We start from the raw sequence: 22,083 nt of genomic DNA on the forward strand, positions 1-22,083 counted from the left end.
AAAGCCCTCCTTAACGACGGATCGCCAGACGCTGTTCCAGGTAACGGAGCAGCATGGCAATGAGGTAACAGGCAGCCACGTAGAGCGCGGTCGTGACCAGCCAGGTTTCAATCACCCGGTAGCTTTCGACGTTGATCTTGCGGGCATAGTAGGTCAGCTCCGGCACCGCGATGGCGGCCGCGAGCGAGGTGTCCTTGAACAGCGAAATGAAGTTGTTCGACAGCGCAGGCAGCACGTTGCGCAGCATCACCGGTACGGTGATATAGGCGCGGATACGCCACTCACCCAGGCCGATGGCCAGCCCGGCTTCGCGCAAGCCCTTGGGAATATTCAACAGCCCGGCGCGGAACACTTCGGTCAGGTAAGCACCGGCGTACAGCGACAAGGTGATGATGAACGACGGGATCTTGTCCAGACGGATCCCGAGGCTGGGCAATGCAAAGTAGATCAACAGGATCAACACGAGGATCGGCGTATTGCGCACCACCGTCACGTACACCGAGGCGAAGACCCGCAACGCACGGTGCTTGGACAGCATGGCAAAGGCCATCATCAGGCCGATCACACAGCCGATGGCGATCGACAGCAGCGCCAGCTCAAGGCCCAGGCCGAGCCCCGCCAGCAAGCTGGGGAAGTCGCGCCACACGGCGGCAAAGTTCAACTGATAGTTCATGGTCAGCAGTACCTGATTGGGGCGCCGTCAGCGACGCCCCAGGGTTTCGATTTACTTGAACTCAACCGGGAAGCCGATCGCAGGTTCCGGCAGGTCGACACCGAACCATTGCTTGAACGAGGCCTTGTAGGTCGGGAACTCGACACCGGTCATGGCTTCATGCAGCGCAGTGTTGACGAAGTTCAGCCAGTCCTGGTCGCCACGCTTGACGGCGCACGCGTAGGTCTGCGGGCTCCAGGCGTACGTCGGGCTGCGGTAGCGGCCTGGGTTCTGCACCATCAGGTATTTGACCGAGGACTGGTCGGTGGCGGCGGCATCGGCGCGACCGGAGTTCACGGCCTGGTACATCAGGTCGACACTGTCGTACTGGTCGACCTTGGCCTTGGGCAGCGCCTGGTGCACCAGTTCTTCGGCGTATACGTTTTGCAGCACCGCTACGGTGACGCTGTCGCCGGCGGCTTGCAGGTCTTCAATCTCTTTGTACTTGCTGTTGTTCGGCAGCAGCAGGCCCACGCCTTCGCGGTAGTACGGCAGGGTGAAAGCCACCTGCTGGGCACGGCTGGCAGTGACGGTAATGAACTGGCAACTCATGTCGACCTTATTGGTCAGCAGGTTGGGAATCCGGGCGTCAGACGACTGCACCACGAACTCGACTTTGCTCGGGTCATTGAACAAACCCTTGGCCACGATGCGGCCGATGTCGATATCAAAACCCTGCAACTTGCCATCCGCTCCCTGGAAGTGCCACGGCGCATTGGTACTGCCTGTACCCACGATGAGGTGCCCACGTTTGAGCACATCATCGAGCTTGCTGTCCGCCGCCTGCACGATGCTGGCGAGGGAAGCCGATGCGGCGAAGAGAAAAACACACGCTTTAAACACGGAAGGTCGGTGATGCATGACAAGCACTCCAGGAGTTGTGTATTCCGCTATACCGGAACTTAGTATGTAACAACGGAATAGACAGCAGAAAGTGTGCCACACGCGGTAACAGAAAAAAACGACATGGATAAATCTCTGTTAAATCAGATAGATAAAAGATGATGTGGATTAAGGCGTTGAGTCAGCACCTGAAATCACTTTGCTACCCAAGGCCCCACACAGCGGTGACAGGCCCCACTTGCGTGCGCCACAAAGGCGTTACTGCGCACCGTTGCAGTGCGTCTGGCGCGTGGAAAAATCCCCACGCTGGGCTAGCCTTGGCACATTCATTCAGACAAGGACTCCGCCCTGATGAAGTTGCGCCTCACCCTGGTTTTGCTCTCCTTTCTGGTGGCTGGCAGCGCATTGGCCAGTAACGACCGCCGCGAGTGCAAGGAAGAACTGCGCAAGCTCAACGCAGCCCTGAGCACCAATTACACCAGCCAGAATCATCATGGCTATCGCCAGGCAAAGGCTTCGAGGGACAACCTTGAATACAAGAAATGCGCAAGCCAGGCGCGCAAGGCACGGGAACGCCTGGAGCGCGATAGCGACCTGTGAAGGTTGACAGTAGACGGTGATGATCCCTCGACTTAGCGTTGGCAGACACCAGCGCTATCCAAAGAGGGATCACCATGGGGACTGCTACCCGGAAAATTGCCGATGCGAAGGACTTTCTACGAATCCTCAATACACCACGCCCCGTGTTCATCCTGTTTGTTTCAGAACACTGCCCGGCCTGTGGAGAGTCCGCCCCCTTGTTCGAACTGGGCGCCTGGAAGCACCCATGGATAGTGAGCCTGGTAGTGGATTGCGCGAGCACACCCCGGCACCCCGACGTCACGGGCACTCCAACGCTACTAATCTATTGGAACGGCGTATTGGAGGAAACACTCCAGGGCTTCGGCCCACGGGAGAACCAGGCGCAAGTGGTTGAGGCTACGTTCAAGCGCTACAACCGCATCAGCCGCCCCGCCAAATCCGCGCTTGCACACACTTCTCACCCGCCCTGCAACGTGAGTTCGCCCAGCATGATTCCGAGCGACTCAAGCCTTTCTGCCTGCTGATCTACATCGCGAGTATCTGAATCTGGCTGGTGTTCGACCTGATCGTCAGCTTTTCGGGCGGCCAGGGTGGACGACGGCGAAACCCTGAACCAGGCACTGATCAAGGCGGACCAGGCGCTGTACGTATCAAAGCACTCGGGCAAGGACCGCTTTACGTTTCACGCACCATAGACACCTGGGTCACGCGCCGCTCCTCGACGGCCGCCACACTCAGGCGCCAGCCTTCATACACCAGACTGTCGCCCACCACGGGCAGGCGGTCCAGCAGGCTCATCACCAGGCCGGCCAAGGTCTGGTAATCGTCGGTCGCAACCGCGTTGAAACCCGTGCGCTGACGCACCTGATTGAGGTTCAGCGCACCGTTGGCGCGAAAACCTGCGCCCTCTTCGACGATATCCGGCCCCTCGATTTCGCTGGCGTCCGGCAGTTCACCGGCGATGGATTCGAGAATGTCGGTCATGCTCAACACACCCATGAAGTCACCGAATTCGTTGATCACGAACGCGATGTGGGTAGATTCCTGACGCATCTGCTCCAGGGCGTTGAGCACCGAAAAGCTGTCCAGCAGGTTGACGGCACGTCGCGCCAAGTGCTCCAGGTTCGGCTCGTTACCGGCCAGGTATTCCTTGAGCAGCTCTTTCTTGTGCACGAAGCCCAGTGGCTCATCGACCGCACCATTGCGGATCAACGGCAGGCGCGAGTAGGACGAATGCATCAGTTTCAGGCGAATACTCTCCGTTTCCTCCGCCAGGTCGATGCAGTCGACCTTGGCCCTCGGTGTCATCAGCGTGCGGATTGGCCGTTCGGCCAGTTGCAGCACGCCGCTGATCATCACGCGCTCGCGTCGATCAAACAGCGGGCCCTGCGCCGCATCCGGCTCGCCCAACAGGTCGGCAACCTCATCGCTCACCTCTTCCACCGCCAGACTCCGACCACCCAGCAAGCGCATCACCGCATGAGCCGTGCGCTCACGCACTGGCAACACACCTTGCGCCGACTTCTTGCGGCGGGCCCGTGCGATCTGGTTGAACAATTCGATCAGGATCGAGAAGCCAATCGCCGCGTACAGGTAGCCTTTCGGAATATGGAAGCCCAGGCCTTCGGCGGTCAGGGCGAAACCGATCATCATCAAGAAGCCCAGGCACAACATGATCACCGTAGGGTGCGCATTGACGAAGCGGGTCAATGGCTTGCTCGCCACGATCATCACGCCGATGGACACGATCACCGCGATCATCATCACCGCCAGTTCGTCCACCATGCCCACGGCGGTAATCACCGCGTCCAGGGAGAACACCGCATCGAGCACCACGATCTGCGCCACGATCGGCCAGAACATCGCGTAGGCGGCATTGCCTGTGCGCTGGGCCACGTGGCCTTCGAGGCGTTCGTGCAACTCCATGGTGGCCTTGAACAACAGGAACACACCACCGAACAGCATGATCAGGTCACGGCCCGAGAAGCTCTTGTCGAACACCTCGAACAGCGGCTGGGTCAGGGTTACCAGCCAGGAAATACTCGCCAACAGGCCCAAACGCATCAGCAATGCCAGGGACAGGCCAATCAACCGCGCACGGTCACGCTGCTCCGGCGGCAGCTTGTCCGCCAGGATCGCGATAAACACCAGGTTGTCGATGCCCAGTACCAGTTCCAGCACAATCAAGGTCAACAGGCCGAGCCAGGCCGTTGGATCCGCTAACCATTCCATTTATTAAGTCTCTTCAGTCATCGATTTTCAGAATGCCGGACACGGCAAGGCGCGGTCAGTGGACCGGTACAAGGTTAGCAGTCGGAATACGGGGTGCTTCAGAGGGAACAGCGGCAGCGGTTGTCTTGGGGAAAGACGACTGGGAGGCTCCGAGAGGGTGTTCATGCAAATCCTGCGATGACAAAAGGATTTGAATCGTACAGCCGAAACGGAAAATTCCCACAACGCAAAACTATTACAAGATCTGTAACTGTTGCCAAACCAGCACGATCATATGATCACTTATTGAAATTTATATCACACAAAAAACAACAAAATACATGCCAGAAATCGCCACCTCATTCATGAAAACCCATAAAATACGCTTTTTAAGCATTTTTAGCGAAAGCGATTGACTGATCAGATTTTCATTTGATAAACATATGATCAGCACAAGGCAATGAATGAACGACTGACTACAACAATAAATGGGGTGCTCATCATGAAACTTGGTACGACCTTCGCCGCCGCTGCGGCCCTCTCCCTCCTCGCCAGCAGCATCGCCCTGGCCGCCGACGGCAAGACCTACAAGGTCGGCGCGGCGGTCTACGGCCTCAAGGGCCAATTCATGCAGAACTGGGTGCGCGAGCTCAAGGAGCACCCTGCCGTCAAAGATGGCACCGTGCAGCTCACGGTGTTTGATGGCAACTACGACGCGCTGACCCAGAACAACCAGATTGAAAACATGGTGACCCAGCACTACGACGCCATCCTGTTCGTGCCCATCGACACCAAGGCCGGCGTGGGCACCGTCAAGCAAGCCATGAGCAACGACGTGGTGGTCATCGCCTCCAATACGAAAGTAGCCGATGCCTCCGTGCCTTACGTGGGCAATGACGACGTGGAAGGTGGCCGCCTGCAGGCCCAGGCCATGGTCGACAAGCTCAACGGCAAGGGCAATGTGGTGATCATCCAGGGGCCGATCGGCCAGTCGGCGCAGATCGACCGCGAAAAAGGCGAGCTGGAAGTGCTGGGCAAGCACCCGGACATCAAGATCATCGAGAAAAAGACCGCCAACTGGGACCGCGCCCAGGCCCTGACACTCACCGAGGACTGGCTGAACGCCCACCCCAAAGGCATCAACGGCGTGATCGCACAGAACGACGACATGGCCCTCGGCGCCGTACAAGCGCTGAAATCCCACGGACTGACCTCCAAGGACGTGCCAGTCACTTCCATCGACGGCATGCCGGACGCGATCCAGGCGGCAAAAAAAGACGAAGTCACCACCTTCCTGCAAGACGCCCAGGCCCAGTCCCAAGGCGCCCTGGATGTGGCCCTGCGCGCTTTGGCCGGCAGCGACTACAAGCCGCAATCGGTGATCTGGGAGCGCTACGCCAAAGACGTGAAATGGGGTGACGGCACCGCGAAAAACTACATCCTGCCCTGGGTGCCGGTCACCAACGCCAACGCCGACGCGCTGTACAAACAAGTCAGCGGCGCCAAGTAAGCCCTGCCGGATTATCGCTCCCCGCGCGGGAGCGATACGTTCATCTTTGTTGTGAGGCCAGCCATGTCCACCGTCACCGAACGCCCGCAAGAACAACTGTCCCCGATCATTCCGAAAACCATGCAGGCCGTGGTCTGCCATGGCCCGGAAGACTACCGGCTGGAAACCGTCGACGTGCCCACGCCCGGCCCTGAGGAAATCCTTACCAAGGTCGAGCTGTGCGGCATCTGCATGGGCGACATCAAGACCTATCGCGGTGCGCCCTCGTTCTGGGGCGATGCCGAGCAACCGCGCTACGTAAAACCGCCGATGATCCCCGGCCATGAGTTCGTCTGCCGCGTGGTCGCTCTCGGCCCTAGCGCGGAAAAACGCGGCGTGAAGATTGGCGACCGAGTCATTTCCGAGCAGATCGTGCCGTGCTGGGGCTGCCGCTTCTGCAACCACGGCCAGTACTGGATGTGCCAGAAACACGACCTGTATGGCTTCCAGAACAATGTCCAGGGCGCCATGGCCCAGTACATGATCTTCACCAAGGAAGGCATCATCCATAAAGTGCCGGATTCCATCGCCCCCGACGAAGCCATCCTGATCGAACCACTGGCCTGCTCGCTGCACGCCGCCGAACGCGCCAACGTGGAATTCGATGACGTGGTGGTGGTCGCCGGCGCCGGCACACTGGGCTTGGGCATCATCGGCGCGGTGCGCATGCGCAACCCGAAAAAGCTCATCGTGCTGGACATGAAGCCCGAACGTACCGCCCTCGCCCTGCGCATGGGCGCCGACGAGGTGTGGAACCCCACCGAAGTCGACGTGCTGGCCAAGATCCGTGAAATCACCGACGGCTACGGTTGCGACATCTACATCGAAGCCACCGGTCATCACAAGGCGGTCAACCAGGGCCTGGCGATGCTGCGCAAGCTGGGGCGTTTCGTCGAGTTCAGCGTGTTCAATGACGAGGCCACGGTGGATTGGTCGATCATTGGCGACCGCAAGGAGCTGGATGTACTCGGCTCGCACCTGGGGCCCTACATGTACCCGCGCGCCATCGACTTTATCGGCAACCGCAAGATCGACATGCGCGACGTGGTCACCCACAAGTTCGCCCTGGCGGATTTCAAGGAAGCCTTTGCCGTGATGGAACGCGGCGACAAATCCCTCAAGGTGGTGCTTGAGCCCTGACCTGCTGGATGTATCGCACCACCGCCGGCGCTTTTTCGAAGCGCCGGTGAATCAACGACAGCCAGGACGACGCGTCACTGCCCTGGATCGTGCGATACACCACGCCCGGCAAGCTGGCATGCCCCACCACCGACGCCGGCACCACGGCCACGCCCTGCCCCAATGACACCAATGCGACCACCGCCACCAAACCTCCGGGTTGCGGCCCCAGGCGCGGCGCAAAACCGCCTTGGGCGGCTACATGCAGCGTGCCGCTGATCTGTTCCGGCAGGATGAAGGTTTCGTTTTGCAAATGCTCACAGTGGATGGCTTTCAACCCCAGCAGCCACGAATCCTGCGGCAGCGCCAGCACAAAGCCTTCACTGTCGAGGCGTAGCGCTTGCACACTCTCCGGCAAGGTCATCGGTGAGCGGATATAACCGATATCGCAGCGCCCGTCCGCAACCGCACCCGGCAACGTGGCCATGGCGCATTCGCGTACGTTCACGCTGACATCGGGAAACGCCTGGCAAAACCCACGCATCTGCCGCTGCAGCACCCCGGAATACACCGCCGATGCCACATAGCCCAGCTCAATGTGACCGATCTCACCACGCCCGGCGCGCTGGGCATTGCGCTGGGCGAACTCGAACTGACGCACCGTCGCCTCCGCCTCGATCAACAACGCAGCACCCGCCTCGGTGAGGCTGACTTCGCGCTGCTGACGGATAAACAGCCGTGTGCCCAGGCTGGTTTCCATGTCCTGGATCTGTCGACTCAACGTCGGCGGAGCAATCCCCAATTGTTCGGCAGCGCGGGTGAAATTGCGCTGCCGGGCGACGGCCAGGAAATAGCGAAAGTGGCGGATGTCCATTGCTGGATTAGCTCAAAGGTAATGAAGTGGTTCCGCCTGGCTAACAAGGACTTTGGGCAGCGCGGATATGCTGGAGCGACTAGAACAGTAGAGAGCCCTTGCGATGTCCGTCAACTGCATTTTCCGTGTTGCCTTTGAGGTAATTCAATCATGAGCCGGGTCAGACCACGCCTTACCTTGCTGACCGCCTCCGGTGTCTGCTCGCTGATTGTGCTCGACACCAATATCGTCGCCGTGACCCTGCCGAGCATTGCTCGGGACCTAGGGGCAAACTTTGCCGACATCGAGTGGGTGGTCAGCGCCTATATGCTGGCGTTTGCCGCCCTGCTGCTACCGGCGGGCAGTATCGCCGACCGCTTCGGGCGCAAGAAAACCCTGATCTGGGGCTTGGGCATTTTCATCCTCGCCTCCCTGGGATGTGGTGCAGCGCCCACTGCGCTGTTGCTGGATATCGCTCGCGCCATCAAAGGCGTGGGCGCGGCACTGTTGCTGACGTCAGCCCTGGCATCCATCGGCCACACCTTCCACGATGAAGCGGAACGGGCCAAAGCCTGGGCCTTCTGGGGCGCGTGCATGGGCGTGGCGATGACTGCCGCACCGACACTCGGCGGCCTTATTACCCAGTATTTGGGCTGGCGCTGGATCTTCTACCTCAACCTGCCAGTGGGCCTGGCGCTGATGAGCCTGGTGCTGCGCGCCATTCCGGAATCCCGCGATACCCAGTCCGCACGGCTCGACCCCTGGGGCAGCCTGGCGTTCAGCGCGAGCCTTTTGTGCCTGATCTGGGGGTTGATCGAGGCCAATCGGATTGGCTGGGATAACCGGCTGACTTATGCGCGACTGATCGGCGGCGCGGCATTGCTGGGTGTGTTCGTACTGGTTGAACGCCTGCAGCAGCGGCCCATGGTCGACCTGCAATTGTTTCGCCACCCACGCTTTATCGGCGCTCTGCTGGGCATGTTTGCCTACGCCGGTTGCGCTCAGGTGATGATGACGTTGCTGCCGTTTTACCTGCAAAACGGCTTGGGTTTCTCCGCAATTGCCTCGGGCCTGGGCATGCTGCCGTTTGCCTTGACCATGCTGGCCTGCCCACGCATTGGCGCGCGCCTGGCCGAACGCTTTACGCCCGCGACGATGATGTCCACCGGATTGACCCTGGTGGGTTGCGGCAATTTGCTGAGTGCCTGGGCGGTCAATCTGGGCGGCTACCTGCCCTTCGCCCTGGCCATCGCCGTGACGGGCGCCGGTGCGGGCCTGCTCAATGGTGATACGCAGAAAAACATCATGGCCTGCGTGCCTCGCGACCGCGCAGGGATGGCTTCCGGCATGAGCACCACCATGCGTTTCAGCGCGATCATGTTGGCGATTGGCGTGTATGGGGCGTTGCTGAGCAGCCACAGCGAACAGCTGCTGAGTGCAAGCATCGACACGCAATGGCAGGCGCACGTGAACGGGATTACTTCACGCGTGGTGGCCGGGGATATGCCGGCGGCGATGGGATTGCTACCGGAGTCGGCGCGAGAGGTGGTGCAACCGCTGGCACGGCAGGCGTTTGTGGGTGGGTTCAGTGGTGTGCTGTGGGTCGCGGGCTTGCTGGGTTTGCTGGGGGCTTTAGTGGTGGGGACATTGATGAGAAACCCGATACCAGCGGTGCAACAGGCCTCCAGGAAACCTGTACACCGCTGATCAGTCTTACCAGAACCGCTGCTGGGTCAACCGGCTCCACCAGGTCAACAGCACGCGGTCCACCGAGCCACTGGCGGCCAGGCCAACCCGCTCCTGCAAGCTCTTGCGCTCGGCATAGTGCAGGTGGAACACCTCGGCGGTCTTGGCCTTGGTGGCCAGGTATTCGTCGCTGGTTTGCAGCTCATCGACCAGTTGCTTGTCGAGGGCTGCAACACCCAGCCACACTTCTCCAGTCGCAACATCGTCGATCGCAAGCTGCGGGCGGTAACGCGAGACAAAGTTCTTGAACAACTGGTGAGTGATGTCCAGGTCTTCCTGGAACTTCTCGCGACCCTTCTCGGTGTTTTCGCCAAACACGGTGAGGGTGCGTTTGTACTCACCGGCGGTCAGCACTTCAAAGTCGATGTCGTGTTTTTTCAGCAGGCGGTTCACGTTAGGCAGCTGTGCGACCACGCCGATGGAACCGAGGATGGCAAACGGTGCGCTGATGATCTTCTCGCCAATGCACGCCATCATGTAGCCGCCGCTGGCCGCGACCTTGTCAATGCACACGGTCAAGGGCACGCCCGCCTGGCGGATACGCGCCAGTTGCGACGAGGCCAGGCCGTAGCTGTGGACCATGCCGCCGCCACTTTCCAGGCGCAGCACCACTTCATCCTTCGGCGTGGCCAGGCTCAGCAAGGCGGTGATTTCATGGCGCAGGCTTTCAGTGGCCGAGGCCTTGATGTCGCCATCAAAATCCAGCACGAACACCCGTGGCTTGGCCTCGGCTTTCTGCTTGCCTTTCTTCTTTTCAGCCTTGCCTTCGGACTTGCGCAGGGCCTTGAGCTGATCCTTGTCGAGCAAGGTCGATTCCAGGCGCTCACGCAGACCCTTGTAGAAGTCATTGAGTTTACTGACCTGCAATTGGCCGGCGGATTTGCGACGGCCTTTGCTGCGCAGCGACGCAAAGCTGATCAGTACCACCAGAATAGCGACCACCAGGGTGACGGTCTTCGCCAGAAAGCTCGCGTATTCGGCCAAAAAATCCATGGTTCTCCTTACAAGTGCGGTGCGCCAGGCGCGGATTGCCCAAGCATACCGACGGGGCTTGCCGGGAGCCAGTGCTCAAACCGCCACCAAGCGCCCTCTAACGAGCTTTTAAAACAAGCGTATGTTTTTTCATTGACAGCTCGCAGGCATCCTCATAACCTCGCCAGACTTTCAACGTACCGGGAAAACGGACGTGGGCAGCATCTATCTGATTCGACATGGCCAGGCCTCCTTCGGTGCAGACGACTATGACGTCCTGTCGCCCGTCGGCGTGGAACAGGCACAGGTACTCGGCCGCCACCTGGCGGAAATGGGCCTGGTGTTCGATCGCTGTGTGGCCGGCGACCTGCGCCGCCAGCAGCACACCGCCACCGCTGCATTCGATCAGTACAGCGCCCTGGGCCTGCCGGTACCGGCACTGGAAACCGATAGCGCCTTCAACGAATTCGATGCCGACGCAATCATCCGCGCCCTGCTCCCCGACCTGCTCACCACCGAACCCGAAGCCCTGGAGATCCTGCGCAACGCCGCGCAGAACCGCAGCGAATTCCAGCGCATTTTCGCCCTGATCATCGAGCGCTGGCTGGCCGGCACCTACGACCCGCCAGGGCTGGAAAGCTGGCTGGGCTTTGTGGAACGTGTCCAGGATGGCCTGCAACGCATTCTTGAAGCGGCGGACAACGCGCAGAAAATCGCGGTGTTCACCTCTGGCGGCACCATCACCGCCCTGCTCCACCTGATTACCCGGATGCCTGCCGCGCAAGCGTTCGAACTGAACTGGCAAATTGTTAACACCTCGCTCAACCAGCTAAAATTCCGCGGTCGCGAGGTGGCACTGGCTTCCTTCAACAGTCATGCCCACTTGCAACTGTTGAAGGCGCCGCAGCTCATCACGTTCCGATGAGCTGCGGCCAACCGTGACCCCAAGGTCACTGGACTCTACCCTAAAGGATCGAAACCATGACTGACGTAGCCAAAGCTGTAGAAGCAATGAAAGCCAAATTCAACCCAGCCGCCGCCGACGGCCTGGACCTGGTGTTCGGTTTCCGCATCGACGACACCCAGAACTTCTCGCTGGTGGTAAAAAACAACACCTGCGAACTGCTGGAAGGCGAAAACCCAGACGCCCAGGTCACCCTGGTGATGGACGGCGACACCATGAAAGGCATCGTCGACGGTTCCACTGACGGCATGCAGGCCTTCATGGGCGGCAAGCTGCGCACCGAAGGCGACATGATGCTGGCGATGAAGCTGAGCGAACTGTTCCCGGCTTGATTCACGGGCAACCCTGAATCCGATCCCGCCCTACAGGCGGGATTTTTATTTGGGCTGCAGCAGCAACACCACCAACGCACTCCACCCCGTCTGATGCGAAGCCCCCAACCCGCGCCCGGTCTCGCCATGAAAATACTCATGGAACAGCACCAGATCGCGACTCTCCGGGTCAGCCTCCAGCTGCGCATACCCGGCCATCGACGGCCGCAGGCCATTCTCATCGCGTAGAAACAACCGGGTCAGTCGCTGACTGAGGCTGTCAGCCACTTCCTCCAGGGATGACAGATAACCACTGCCCGTCGGGTACTCCACCGAGAAGTTATCGGCGTAATAGCGGTGAAATTCGCGCAACGATTCGATCAGCATGTAGTTCACCGGCATCCACAACGGCCCGCGCCAGTTGGAGTTGCCGCCGTACAGCCGCGAGTCGGATTCGCCCGGCTGGTAACTCGCACACAGGGTATTGCCGTTCATCTTCAGCGCCAGCGGTTGTTCGGCGAACGCCTTGGACAAGGAGCGCACACCAAACGCCGACAAGAACTCATTGTCATCCAACATGCGTCGCAACAGGTCCTTGGTGCGTTCACCGCGCAGCAGCGCCAGCAACAGGCGATTGCCCTGCCCTGGCTCGTTCCAGCGCGAGACCAGTTTGGCCAGGTCCGGCCGGTGCTTCATAAAGCCCAGCAAACGCTCGCGCAACCCTTCCAGGCCTTCATGCTCACGCTGCTCCAGCACCAGCACCGCAAACAGCGGCATCAGCCCGACGATGGAACGCAGGCGCACCGGCTCGTTCTGGCCATCGGGGCGGTGCAGCACATCGTAGAAGAACAGGTCCTGCTCATCCCACAGGCCTTCGGCGCCGTCGTCGACGCGGTTGATGGCGCCGGCGATATACAGGAAGTGCTCGAAGAATTTCACGGCGATGTCGACATACACCCCATTGCGCTTGGCCAGCTCCAGGCCGATGCGCATCAGGTCCAGCGCATAGGCCGCAACCCACGCCGTGCCGTCGGCCTGATCCAACTGGTAACCCGGTGGCAAAGCGGCCGAGCGGTCGAACAAGGCGATATTGTCCAGCCCGAGGAAGCCGCCCTGGAACAGATTGCGCCCCTCGGCATCCTTGCGATTGACCCACCAGGAAAAATTCAACAGCAGCTTGTGAAAAATCCGCTCCAGGAAATCCATATCACCGACGCCGGTCAGCGCCTTGTCCTGCTGATAGACGCGCCAACTGGCCCAGGCATGCACCGGCGGGTTGGCGTCGTCGAAGCGCCACTCGTAAGCCGGTAACTGGCCATTGGGGTGCATGAAGCGGTCTTTCACCAGCAGCAACAGTTGCTGCTTGGCATAGCCCGGATCGATCAATGCCATGGCCACTGCCTGAAAGCCTTGGTCCCATGAGGCGTACCACGGGTATTCCCAGGTGTCGGGCATGGAAAGGATGTCGAAATTCGACAAGTGCCGCCAATGGGTATTGCGAATATGCAAGCGCTCGGGCGGCGGCGCGGGTTGTGCCGGGTCGCCGTCGAGCCATTGGTTCACGTCGAAATAATAGAGCTGCTTGGACCACAGCAACCCGGCCAGGGCCTGGCGCTGCACATTGCGCGCGTCCTCATCGGCGATACCGTGTTGCAAGGCGGCGTAGAAGTCATCGGCCTCTTGGCGGCGTTGCTCGAACAGCTTGCGGACGTTGACTGGCGGCGCGTCGGCCGGCGCAAAACGCAGGTAGAGGGTTTTGCTTTCCAGGCCCGCCAGGTCGAGGATGAAACGTGCGGCGACTTTAGTCCCGCTGTCGCGTCGAATCGCAGCGTGGTCACCGCCGACTACGTAATCATTGATTCCGTCCTTGAACGGCCCCGGCACCGCCTGCCCATCCAGCCGGGGGATATTGGTTTCATTCTCGCAGAACAACCAGTCCACACCGTCCTGGCCCCACGCGCTGAAATGGCGATCCGTCAATTCATGATGACGCGCCAGCACCTGCTCGCCGTCCAGCGTCAACTGCGGCTTGGGTGCGTCGAAGGTCCAGCTCCAGTCATTGCGCGCCCACAGGTGGGGCAACACCTGCACACGGGTTGGCTGGTCAGAACGGTTGTGTACGGTGACACGCATGAAGATATCGTCGGGCTGATGCTTGGCATATTCGACGCTGACATCGCAGTAGCGGTTGTCTTCGAACACGCCGGTATCAAGGATCTCGTACTCGGCATCCGCCAGGCCACGGCGGGCGTTTTCGCTGATCAGGTCGGCGTAGGGAAAGGCGGCATGGGGGTATTTGTAGAGCATGCGCATGTAGGCATGGCTCGGTACTCCGTCGACGAAAAAGTACAGTTCCTTGACGTCTTCACCGTGGTTGCCCTCGGCGTTGTTGAGGCCGAACAGGCGCTCCTTGAGGATCGCGTCACGCTCATTCCACAGGGCCAGGCCCAGGCACCAGCGTTGCGCCTTGTCGCTGAAACCCGCCAAGCCATCCTCGCCCCAGCGATAGGCGCGGCTGCGCGCGTGTTCATGGGGGAAGTAGGTCCAGGCATCGCCATCGGCGCTGTAGTCTTCGCGCACCGTGCCCCATTGGCGTTCACTCAGATAAGGGCCCCACTCGCGCCAACGCTCGGCATCCTGCTGCGCCAGGCGTTGGCCTTCGAGGGTTGCACGTATTCGGTTGTCGGGTGTGGCCGTCATCGGGTCCTCCATCGCCTACCAGATGAGAGGCAGTGTAGAGCCCAATGACGCCCGGGTGCACATGAAGACTTAGAAGATGGCGTAGGTGTAGTTGAAGATCAGGCGGGTTTGGTCCTGGTCGGCGGTGCCGGTGTTCTTGCCGTGATAGGTGCCGGTACGGAAAGTCGTACCAAAACCTTTCAGAGGACCGGCCTGCACAACGTAGTCCAGGCGGAAGTCGGCTTCGTTTTCTTTCTGGTCAGGGCCACCGGCTACCTTCGACTTGATGTCCCGGCCATCCAGATAAGCCACGGACGCCTTCAGGCCCGGCACGTAGGCCTTGAAGTCATACGAGTACTGACCAAAATTGACCTGCTCGCCCGCGCGGGAGAACTGGCCCACCACAGCATCGGTGAACAGGTAGAAGTCGCTGCCGCCCGCGCCTTGTGCATGCGGATCGGCCAGGCTGCCCTGGTTCACCCACACGAAGCCGCCGTCGTCGCCCACGCCAATGTGGCCGAGCATCAAGCTGCTGCCGCCCAACTGGTAGGTGAAGGCCGCACTGTAGGTTTTGTTGTCCACTTCGCCGGCGTGCTTGGCGTAGCCGCCGTTGTTGTTGAACTGGTAGCCGCTCTCGCCGTTCTTGCCGTCGCTGCTGCTGTCGAAGTAGCGCAGGTCGGTCTTGAACGACTGGTCATTGCCCAGCGGCAAGACGTGGACCAGGCCGAAGTAGTTCTGTTTGTAGAAGTCTTGCAACTGCGCGTAGTAGTACTGCAACGTCAGGTTTTTCGCGATGACGTTGTCGGAAGAACCAAACGGTTTGTAGTCCACCCCGCCGAACTTGAAGCTGTCACTGTCGCGCGTCCCACCGGCCACGCTCAAGCCTGTGGAGTTGCTGGAGGCACGGCCTTCGGCACGGTTCAACTCACCGCCGGTAAAGGTGACGTTGGGAATGTCGTTGGAGGTCAGGATGCCGCCGTCAAAGGTCTGCGGCGCTACGCGGCTGTCGTTGGACACCAAAATCGGCAGCACCGGCGCCAAGCCACCACCGACATGCAACTCGGTCTGGGAAACGCGGAACTTCACATTGCCCGCCGCACGACCAAAGGAATCGGCGGGTTCGGTGCCGTTGTTCTTGGTCGGGAAGAAGCTGTTGCCGTTACCCGACAGGCCCGCGCCCGCCGTGTGGCCATCACCGCCGTCCAGGCGCAGCGCGCCGAAGGCCATGACGTCAAACCCCAGGCCGACGGTGCCTTGGGTGAAGCCGGATTTGTAGTCGAAACGCAGCGCCGTTGCAGTTTCGCGCAGGTCGTTGTTGGTCCCCGAGCGGTTATCCGCGCTGTAGTACATGGTCCGCGAGCTGATGGCTGCGTGACTGTCTTCAAGGAAACCGCTGTGACCGTTGCCCGTGCCCAGCGAACCGAGCCCGAAATCATCAGCGAATGCCTGTTGTGCAAGAACGACGGCGGTGATCGACAACGCCAGTGTAGAAATTTTCATTAACGACAGCCCCTAAACATTTTTTTATGTGTCTGGTGTGCATAACGGCGTTTTCATCCTTGCAAACGTGACGATTCTTTCATGCCGACCGGGGCAGACTCCGTGAAGAATTAGTTAGGAAAAACGCCCTTAAATGAAATTTCTCACGGGCTGTTTTTTGTCATATTCACGTCATCTCATTCATTTGCAGAATGAAGTCCTGAGGATTCTTCGTTTGCAAGCGTGCCTTTCGCTCAACAAAATCCAGACAAAGGTCACCTCTATCGTCATCGCCATCAGGAATTTTTCTATGCCCACCACTTCACATGTCAGCCCAGACGAGATCCGCAAGGGCTTTTCCAAGGCCATGTCCGACATGTACCGAGATGAAGTTCCCCTGTATGGCGCGCTGATGGAGCTGGTGGCCGAGACCAATGCCCACGTGCTCGACACCCAGCCGCACCTGGCGCAGCAGCTGCAACGCACCGGCGAAATCCAGCGCCTGGACATGGAACGCCACGGCGCGATCCGCCTGGGCACGGCAGAAGAACTGGCGACCATCAGCCGCCTGTTCGCAGTGATGGGCATGCAGCCGGTGGGCTACTACGACCTGACACCGGCTGGCGTACCCGTGCACTCCACCGCATTTCGCGCCGTGCATGAACAGGCGCTGCAAACCAGCCCGTTCCGTGTGTTTACCTCATTGCTGCGCCTGGAACTGATCGAAAATCCCGACCTGCGCGCCTTTGCCGAAACCGCCTTGGCCAAGCGCTCGATCTTCACCCCTGGCGCCCTGGCGCTGATCGAACAAGCGGAAAAGGACGGCGGCCTCAACGCCGCGGATGCCGATGAATTTGTCCGCCAAGCCTTGGAAACCTTTCGCTGGCACCACACCGCCACAGTGACCGGTGCGCAGTACCAGCAACTGAGCGACCAGCACCGTCTGATCGCTGACGTGGTCGCCTTCAAAGGCCCGCACATCAACCACCTGACCCCGCGCACCCTGGACATCGACCAGGTCCAGGCTGCCATGCCCGGCAAAGGCATCACGCCAAAAGCCGTGATCGAAGGCCCCCCTTGCCGCCAGTGCCCGATCCTGCTGCGCCAGACCAGCTTCAAGGCCCTCGACGAACCCATCGCCTTTACCGACGCCCAGGGCAGCCACAGCGCACGCTTCGGCGAAATCGAACAACGCGGCGTGGCGCTCACCCCCAAAGGCCGTGCGCTGTACGACCAGTTGCTGAACGCCGCGCGCGACGAACTGGGCGCCTTCCCCAATGAGGGCAACGCCGCACGTTATATGCAATTGATGGAACATCACTTCCAGGCCTTCCCGGATAACCACGCGCAGATGCGTGAACAGGGCTTGGCGTACTTCCGCTACTTCACCACCGCACAGGGCCTGGCGGCGCGCGGTACGGCCGAGCAACCGCGTACTCTTGAAGCACTGATCGCAGCGGGCCACATCGATGTGGAGCCGTTGGTGTATGAAGATTTTCTGCCGGTGAGTGCGGCGGGGATTTTCCAGTCGAACCTGGGGGATGCGGCGCAGAGTCACTACGCGGCTAATTCGAACCAGGCCGAATTTGAAAAGGCGCTGGGCCGTCGGACCATTGATGAATTGAAGCTGTATGAAGAGACGCAGCAGCGCTCTATCGATGCCTGCACAAAGGCACTGCTGAGTTGAAATGAAGTACCCACCCGGCTCACCAGCGCAATCCTTGCGCCGCAACAGTCCCCAGAGCCGGGTGCCCCTCAGTGGTAGATCCCTCCTAATATCTCGGAAAGGTCGTTGCCAGAAACAACCTACACGTTTTTAGGAAGCCCATGGTTTGAGATAAATCCTAATCGAGACGAAGCTGAAAGTACGTGATCCCCCGTACAGCGTTAATCGTGTCGAACAGGAGATATCATGACAACAGCCACGAATATTCTGATGTACCCCATGATAAAAGAGGAAGAATATTTTGGTCATGTCACACACAAACCCATAAAACAAAATAATAAATTATGAACCCAAGGAAGATAGGCCAACAACACCTGGCAGCAGGTCTATCTGGACTTGCAAACTTGCTCCTCGGTGCATCTTCTCTTTACTGGAAAGCACTTAGCGATTTTTCATACATAACATTACTTATGTACAGAGTCACGTTATCCAGCGCCACTCTCGCTTTGCTCCTCCTTGCATTCAGGCGAGCTGGTAACTTCAAAAACATTACATCAGGATTAATCTTCACGCACTGCGCAGCCGCAACAATGATTGCTTTCAACTGGGGAGCCTTCATTTGGTCATCCCTCAACGGACATCTATTAGAAAGTGGTCTCGGGTACCTTCTAGCTCCTTTCATCTCCATTGGAATGGGTTGCTTGATTTACCATGAACCCATCACACCGCGAAAAATGCTGTCCACCATCGTTGCGCTAAGCTCGGTCGTATCTCTCGTTCTCCTCAGTGAAAACCTAAATCACTGGACCTACCTGCTGATCGCCACGACATGGGGCTCATATACATATCTAAAAAAAACCACCTCATTAGACGCAGTAAGTGGATTATTTCTAGAAACGCTTTTTTTGTCCGTACTTCTGACTCTCGCCACTTGGGCATTCAACCTCACCATCATTCGACCCAATGAATCCTCTTACCATAACTTATTAATCTTGCTCGCTGGTGTGGTATCCGTAACGCCATTACTGATGTTTTCTTTTGCCACTAACAAAATACCACTATCGGTAACTGGGTTTTTACAGTTTATACTACCGCTCACACTGTTCAGTATCGGCATTTTTTCCTACGAACAGACAATACCCAAGTTATCCCTGGCACTACTCATGACAACAGCCGGCATACTAGCGATACTCCTTGCTTAAGATACCTCCACCGCCACATCATTAAATGCAAAAAAACATCAGAGCCGAAAGCATCTATGAAAGCATCATTATGCGACATGAGATGAAGGCAGTATTCGAGTCAAGTGCATTGCTCTATTGCTTGCGATGCCAGATTGGGCATGCTGAAGAGGCTATCCGTTCGATGGGGGCCGTAGCTCAATTTGGTGGCTGGGTTGAAATCTCGGAAATTCTAGGCTTGGCGTTCAAGCGCTAGCACACGGCCGCCAAACCTATGTCAGATCAGCGTGCTCAGGGCACGGATTTAAACCCGACCGATTTGGCTCAACGTCACCCCGATAAAGTACCCACCCGGCTCACCAGCGCAATCCTTGCGCCGCAACAGTCCCCAGAGCCGGGTGGGCGGTGGGCATCATAGGCAGTGAAAGCCGCCCTGTCCTTCAGACAATTCTGAACAAATGTGTCCGCGCCCTGTAGGAGCGCGGACCATCGCCTAACCCAACTTCGCCACAATGTCGTCTTTGATCAACAGCCGTTTCTTCTTCAGTTTCTCCACATCCTCATCGCTGGCGCTTGCCGATTCTGCCTTCAGCACTTCCTTGTCAGCGTCATCGTATTGAGTGAGCAGCGAGTCCAGGCGTTTGTCGCTCGCCCTGCGTTCGTGAACCTCTTCCTTGCTCTTCCCCAAATCCAGATACAGGTCGTGTTTCACTGGCATGGCGTACCTCCGCACGTTGATCAATGGCTTACTACGACCTAGAAGCTAGACCATTGCGAGGGGTCTTGTCATGTCCGAGGTCATTACAGCCCCGTTCGTCGCGGCGCAGGTGTTTGGATCAAACCTTTGCGGCGCCCTGCCCTCCACTCTAGATAGCCATTCGAGGGAGACCGGTTTCATGACTCATGCCGCCACCGCTGTCGACACCCAATGCATCAACACGATCCGCACCCTGGCCATGGACGCCGTGCAGAAGGCCAATTCTGGCCATCCGGGCACGCCCATGGGCCTGGCGCCGGTGGGTTACACGCTGTGGAGTCGATTCCTGCGTTATCACCCGGAGCATCCCGACTGGCCCAACCGTGACCGTTTTGTGTTGTCGGTGGGGCATGCGTCGATGTTGCTGTACTCGCTGCTGCACCTGGCGGGTGTGGTGGAAATCGACGCCCATGGCAAGCGCACGGGCCAGCCGGCAATCAGCCTGGACGATATCAAGCAGTTCCGGCAGGCCGATTCAAAAACTCCGGGCCATCCCGAGTACCGCATGACCACTGGCGTGGAAACCACCACCGGGCCACTCGGCCAGGGCTGCGCCAACAGCGTCGGCATGGCGATGGCCGAGCGCTGGTTGGCCGAGCGTTTCAACCGTGATGGCAAGGTGTTGTTCGACTACAACGTCTACACCCTGTGCGGTGACGGCGACATGATGGAAGGCATCAGCAGCGAAGCCGCATCGATGGCCGGGCATTTGGAGCTTGCGAACCTGTGCTGGATCTACGACAACAACACCATCAGTATCGAAGGCCACACCGAGTTGGCGTTCAGCGAAGACGTGATCCAGCGCTTCCAGGCCTATGGCTGGCACACGCTGCACGTGACCGACGCCAATGACTTGCAGGCCTTGAGCGCCGCGCTGGAGACCTTCAAAAGCAATACCGGCGCACCGACCCTGATCGTGGTCGACAGCGTGATCGGCTACGGCTCTCCCCACAAGCACAACACCGCCGCCGCCCATGGCGAACCGTTGGGCGATGAAGAAATCCACCTGACCAAGGCCGCTTACGGCTGGCCGCAGGATTCAAGCTTCCTGGTGCCCGATGACGCGCGTTCTGTTTTGCGTGACGCCCTGCTGGAACGCGCCGAACCGCTGTATCAACAGTGGAACCAGACCCTGTTCGACCTCGACCCGCAATTGGCCGATGAACTGCACCGCATGCGCGCGGGCGAGATGCCGGAACAGTGGCAGGCGCAACTTCCCAGCTTTGAGACCGATGCCAAGGGCGTAGCCAGCCGTGCATCAGGTGGCGAGGTGCTCAACGCCTTCGCGCAGCAAATCCCCTGGTTGCTTGGCGGCTCGGCAGACTTGTCGCCGTCGACCAAGACCAACCTCACCTTCGATGGCGCCGGGCGTTTCAGTGCCGATGACTACAGCGGGCGCAACCTGCATTTCGGCATTCGCGAACATGCCATGGGCGCGATTGCCAATGGCATGGCGCTGTCCTACCTGCGCCCCTACACCTCGACCTTCCTGGTGTTCAGCGACTATATGAAACCGCCGATCCGCCTGGCGGCGATCATGGAATTGCCGGTGGTGTTTGTGTTTACCCATGACTCGATTGGCGTGGGTGAAGACGGGCCGACGCACCAGCCGATCGAACACCTCACGCAACTGCGCGCCACACCGGGGTTGCTGACGCTGCGGCCCGGCGATGCCAATGAAACCCTGGAACTGTGGAAGGTCGCCTTGGCGCAAACCCATCGGCCAAGCTGTGTGGTGTTGTCGCGCCAGCCGTTGCCGACATTGGATCGTACGAAGTATGCGGCGGCGTCCGGGGCAGCCAAAGGGGCTTATGTGTTGGCGAGTGCGGACGAGCCCAAGGTGATTCTGTTGGCGACCGGCAGCGAGGTCAGCTTGGCGGTGGCGGCGTATGAACAGTTGGAGAATGAAGGGATTGCCGCGCGGGTCGTCTCCATGCCGAGTTGGGAGTTGTTTGAAGATCAGGACCAGGCGTATCGCGACAGCGTGTTGCCGCCAGCAGTGAAGGCGCGGGTCGTGGTGGAACAGGCTGGGCCATTGGGTTGGGACCGGTATGTCGGGCAGACCGGGGCCAAGGTGGTGATGAACAGCTTTGGTGCGTCGGCGCCGTTGGCCAAGTTGCAGGAGAAGTTTGGGTTTACCGTTGAGAATGTGGTGAGGCAGGCTGTATCGCAGGTTCAATTGATTCAGGGTTGAGCTCAAAGTGGGATTGCGGGCGAATGCGGGGGGCAGTTTTTTTGGGTGGGGTACATATCCGTTATTTAGGTAACGGCTGATATTGGTTCCGCCCTTACGGCGGGTCACTTTTGGAAAAGAGCCCCAAAAGTAACCAAAAGGGCTCATGCCCCAACACTCGGCACCTCGCCTAGGCTCGGTGTGCCCGTAATCCGACAGGTATTTGGGGGGCCGCCGCCACGCGCCATCCATGGCGCGGGGCGGCTAAACCGGCATCCCTGCCGGT

General features: G+C 59.2%; 18 protein-coding genes and 1 pseudogene. 11 read left to right on the plus strand and 8 right to left on the minus strand.

Annotated elements, in window-relative coordinates:
* Positions 1-10 precede the first annotated feature (10 nt).
* On the minus strand, positions 11-673 hold the full coding sequence (locus ACP7EW_RS27960) for an amino acid ABC transporter permease (protein WP_010210962.1): 663 nt from the start codon (positions 671-673) through the stop codon (positions 11-13).
* Positions 674-724: 51 nt separating this feature from the next.
* Positions 725-1,573 (minus strand): transporter substrate-binding domain-containing protein, encoded by an 849-nt coding sequence (locus ACP7EW_RS27965; protein ID WP_033902337.1) that lies wholly within the window; start codon positions 1,571-1,573, stop codon positions 725-727.
* 333 nt (positions 1,574-1,906) lie between these two features.
* On the opposite strand from ACP7EW_RS27965, the gene ACP7EW_RS27970 reads away from it, so the two are divergent.
* The 3 genes and pseudogenes from ACP7EW_RS27970 to ACP7EW_RS27980 form a co-directional block, all read left to right on the plus strand.
* The gene (locus tag ACP7EW_RS27970) at positions 1,907-2,155 is read left to right on the plus strand and encodes a hypothetical protein (RefSeq protein WP_033902336.1); all 249 of its coding nucleotides are present in this window, start codon (positions 1,907-1,909) and stop codon (positions 2,153-2,155) included.
* Positions 2,156-2,229: 74 nt separating this feature from the next.
* Positions 2,230-2,661 carry a thioredoxin family protein gene (locus ACP7EW_RS27975; protein ID WP_426221311.1) on the plus strand — a complete coding sequence of 144 codons (432 nt, stop codon included), beginning with the start codon at positions 2,230-2,232 and terminating at the stop codon, positions 2,659-2,661.
* Between the two features lie 60 nt (positions 2,662-2,721).
* Positions 2,722-2,832 (plus strand): annotated as a pseudogene (locus ACP7EW_RS27980) (GGDEF domain-containing protein); the annotation flags it as partial.
* Here the strand turns inward: ACP7EW_RS27980 and ACP7EW_RS27985 are convergent.
* Entirely contained in the window at positions 2,813-4,369 is a 1,557-nt protein-coding gene (locus tag ACP7EW_RS27985) for a TerC family protein (RefSeq protein WP_426221313.1), read from the minus strand. The pseudogene ACP7EW_RS27980 and the gene ACP7EW_RS27985 sit on opposite strands and share 20 nt — an antisense overlap.
* Positions 4,370-4,850: 481 nt before the next feature.
* On the opposite strand from ACP7EW_RS27985, the gene ACP7EW_RS27990 reads away from it, so the two are divergent.
* Together ACP7EW_RS27990 and ACP7EW_RS27995 are read left to right on the plus strand one after the other, a co-directional pair.
* The gene (locus tag ACP7EW_RS27990) at positions 4,851-5,858 is read left to right on the plus strand and encodes a substrate-binding domain-containing protein (RefSeq protein ID WP_033902333.1); all 1,008 of its coding nucleotides are present in this window, start codon (positions 4,851-4,853) and stop codon (positions 5,856-5,858) included.
* A 63-nt stretch (positions 5,859-5,921) separates the two neighbouring features.
* Complete coding sequence (locus ACP7EW_RS27995; RefSeq protein ID WP_426221315.1) at positions 5,922-7,037, plus strand: MDR/zinc-dependent alcohol dehydrogenase-like family protein; 1,116 nt, start codon at positions 5,922-5,924, stop codon at positions 7,035-7,037.
* On the opposite strand, the gene ACP7EW_RS28000 is transcribed toward ACP7EW_RS27995, so the two are convergent.
* Positions 7,015-7,890: a LysR family transcriptional regulator gene (locus ACP7EW_RS28000; RefSeq protein WP_426221317.1), complete on the minus strand. Its 876-nt coding sequence runs from the start codon at positions 7,888-7,890 to the stop codon at positions 7,015-7,017. The genes ACP7EW_RS27995 and ACP7EW_RS28000 overlap by 23 nt on opposite strands.
* Positions 7,891-8,040: 150 nt before the next feature.
* Between ACP7EW_RS28000 and ACP7EW_RS28005 the strand changes: the two genes are divergently transcribed.
* Positions 8,041-9,576 carry an MFS transporter gene (locus ACP7EW_RS28005; protein ID WP_426221319.1) on the plus strand — a complete coding sequence of 512 codons (1,536 nt, stop codon included), beginning with the start codon at positions 8,041-8,043 and terminating at the stop codon, positions 9,574-9,576.
* 6 nt (positions 9,577-9,582) lie between these two features.
* Here ACP7EW_RS28005 and sohB read toward each other — a convergent pair whose 3' ends face one another.
* On the minus strand, positions 9,583-10,608 hold the full coding sequence (gene sohB / locus ACP7EW_RS28010; RefSeq protein ID WP_269130901.1) for a protease SohB: 1,026 nt from the start codon (positions 10,606-10,608) through the stop codon (positions 9,583-9,585).
* A 193-nt stretch (positions 10,609-10,801) separates the two neighbouring features.
* On the opposite strand from sohB, the gene ACP7EW_RS28015 reads away from it, so the two are divergent.
* Together ACP7EW_RS28015 and ACP7EW_RS28020 are read left to right on the plus strand one after the other, a co-directional pair.
* A complete protein-coding gene (locus ACP7EW_RS28015; protein WP_426221321.1) occupies positions 10,802-11,512 on the plus strand; it encodes a histidine phosphatase family protein in 711 nt (236 codons plus the stop codon).
* Positions 11,513-11,568: 56 nt separating this feature from the next.
* Positions 11,569-11,883 carry an SCP2 sterol-binding domain-containing protein gene (locus ACP7EW_RS28020; RefSeq protein ID WP_048730219.1) on the plus strand — a complete coding sequence of 105 codons (315 nt, stop codon included), beginning with the start codon at positions 11,569-11,571 and terminating at the stop codon, positions 11,881-11,883.
* Between the two features lie 45 nt (positions 11,884-11,928).
* Here ACP7EW_RS28020 and ACP7EW_RS28025 read toward each other — a convergent pair whose 3' ends face one another.
* Complete coding sequence (locus ACP7EW_RS28025) at positions 11,929-14,562, minus strand: MGH1-like glycoside hydrolase domain-containing protein (protein ID WP_426221325.1); 2,634 nt, start codon at positions 14,560-14,562, stop codon at positions 11,929-11,931.
* 69 nt (positions 14,563-14,631) lie between these two features.
* Complete coding sequence (locus ACP7EW_RS28030) at positions 14,632-16,041, minus strand: OprD family outer membrane porin (RefSeq protein WP_426221327.1); 1,410 nt, start codon at positions 16,039-16,041, stop codon at positions 14,632-14,634.
* A 289-nt stretch (positions 16,042-16,330) separates the two neighbouring features.
* Between ACP7EW_RS28030 and hglS the strand changes: the two genes are divergently transcribed.
* Together hglS and ACP7EW_RS28040 are read left to right on the plus strand one after the other, a co-directional pair.
* Positions 16,331-17,707: a 2-oxoadipate dioxygenase/decarboxylase HglS gene (gene hglS, locus ACP7EW_RS28035; protein ID WP_426221329.1), complete on the plus strand. Its 1,377-nt coding sequence runs from the start codon at positions 16,331-16,333 to the stop codon at positions 17,705-17,707.
* Positions 17,708-18,030: 323 nt separating this feature from the next.
* Positions 18,031-18,888: an EamA family transporter gene (locus tag ACP7EW_RS28040; RefSeq protein ID WP_426221331.1), complete on the plus strand. Its 858-nt coding sequence runs from the start codon at positions 18,031-18,033 to the stop codon at positions 18,886-18,888.
* Positions 18,889-19,360: 472 nt separating this feature from the next.
* Here ACP7EW_RS28040 and ACP7EW_RS28045 read toward each other — a convergent pair whose 3' ends face one another.
* The gene (locus ACP7EW_RS28045) at positions 19,361-19,585 is read right to left on the minus strand and encodes a DUF465 domain-containing protein (RefSeq protein WP_038843444.1); all 225 of its coding nucleotides are present in this window, start codon (positions 19,583-19,585) and stop codon (positions 19,361-19,363) included.
* 178 nt (positions 19,586-19,763) lie between these two features.
* On the opposite strand from ACP7EW_RS28045, the gene tkt reads away from it, so the two are divergent.
* The gene (gene tkt / locus ACP7EW_RS28050; protein WP_426221333.1) at positions 19,764-21,818 is read left to right on the plus strand and encodes a transketolase; all 2,055 of its coding nucleotides are present in this window, start codon (positions 19,764-19,766) and stop codon (positions 21,816-21,818) included.
* The last annotated feature ends 265 nt before the right edge of the window (positions 21,819-22,083 follow it).

The sequence above is a fragment of the Pseudomonas sp. DWRC2-2 genome, from assembly GCF_049897885.1.
In the GTDB taxonomy this organism is placed as follows: Bacteria; Pseudomonadota; Gammaproteobacteria; order Pseudomonadales; family Pseudomonadaceae; genus Aquipseudomonas; species Aquipseudomonas azotoformans_A.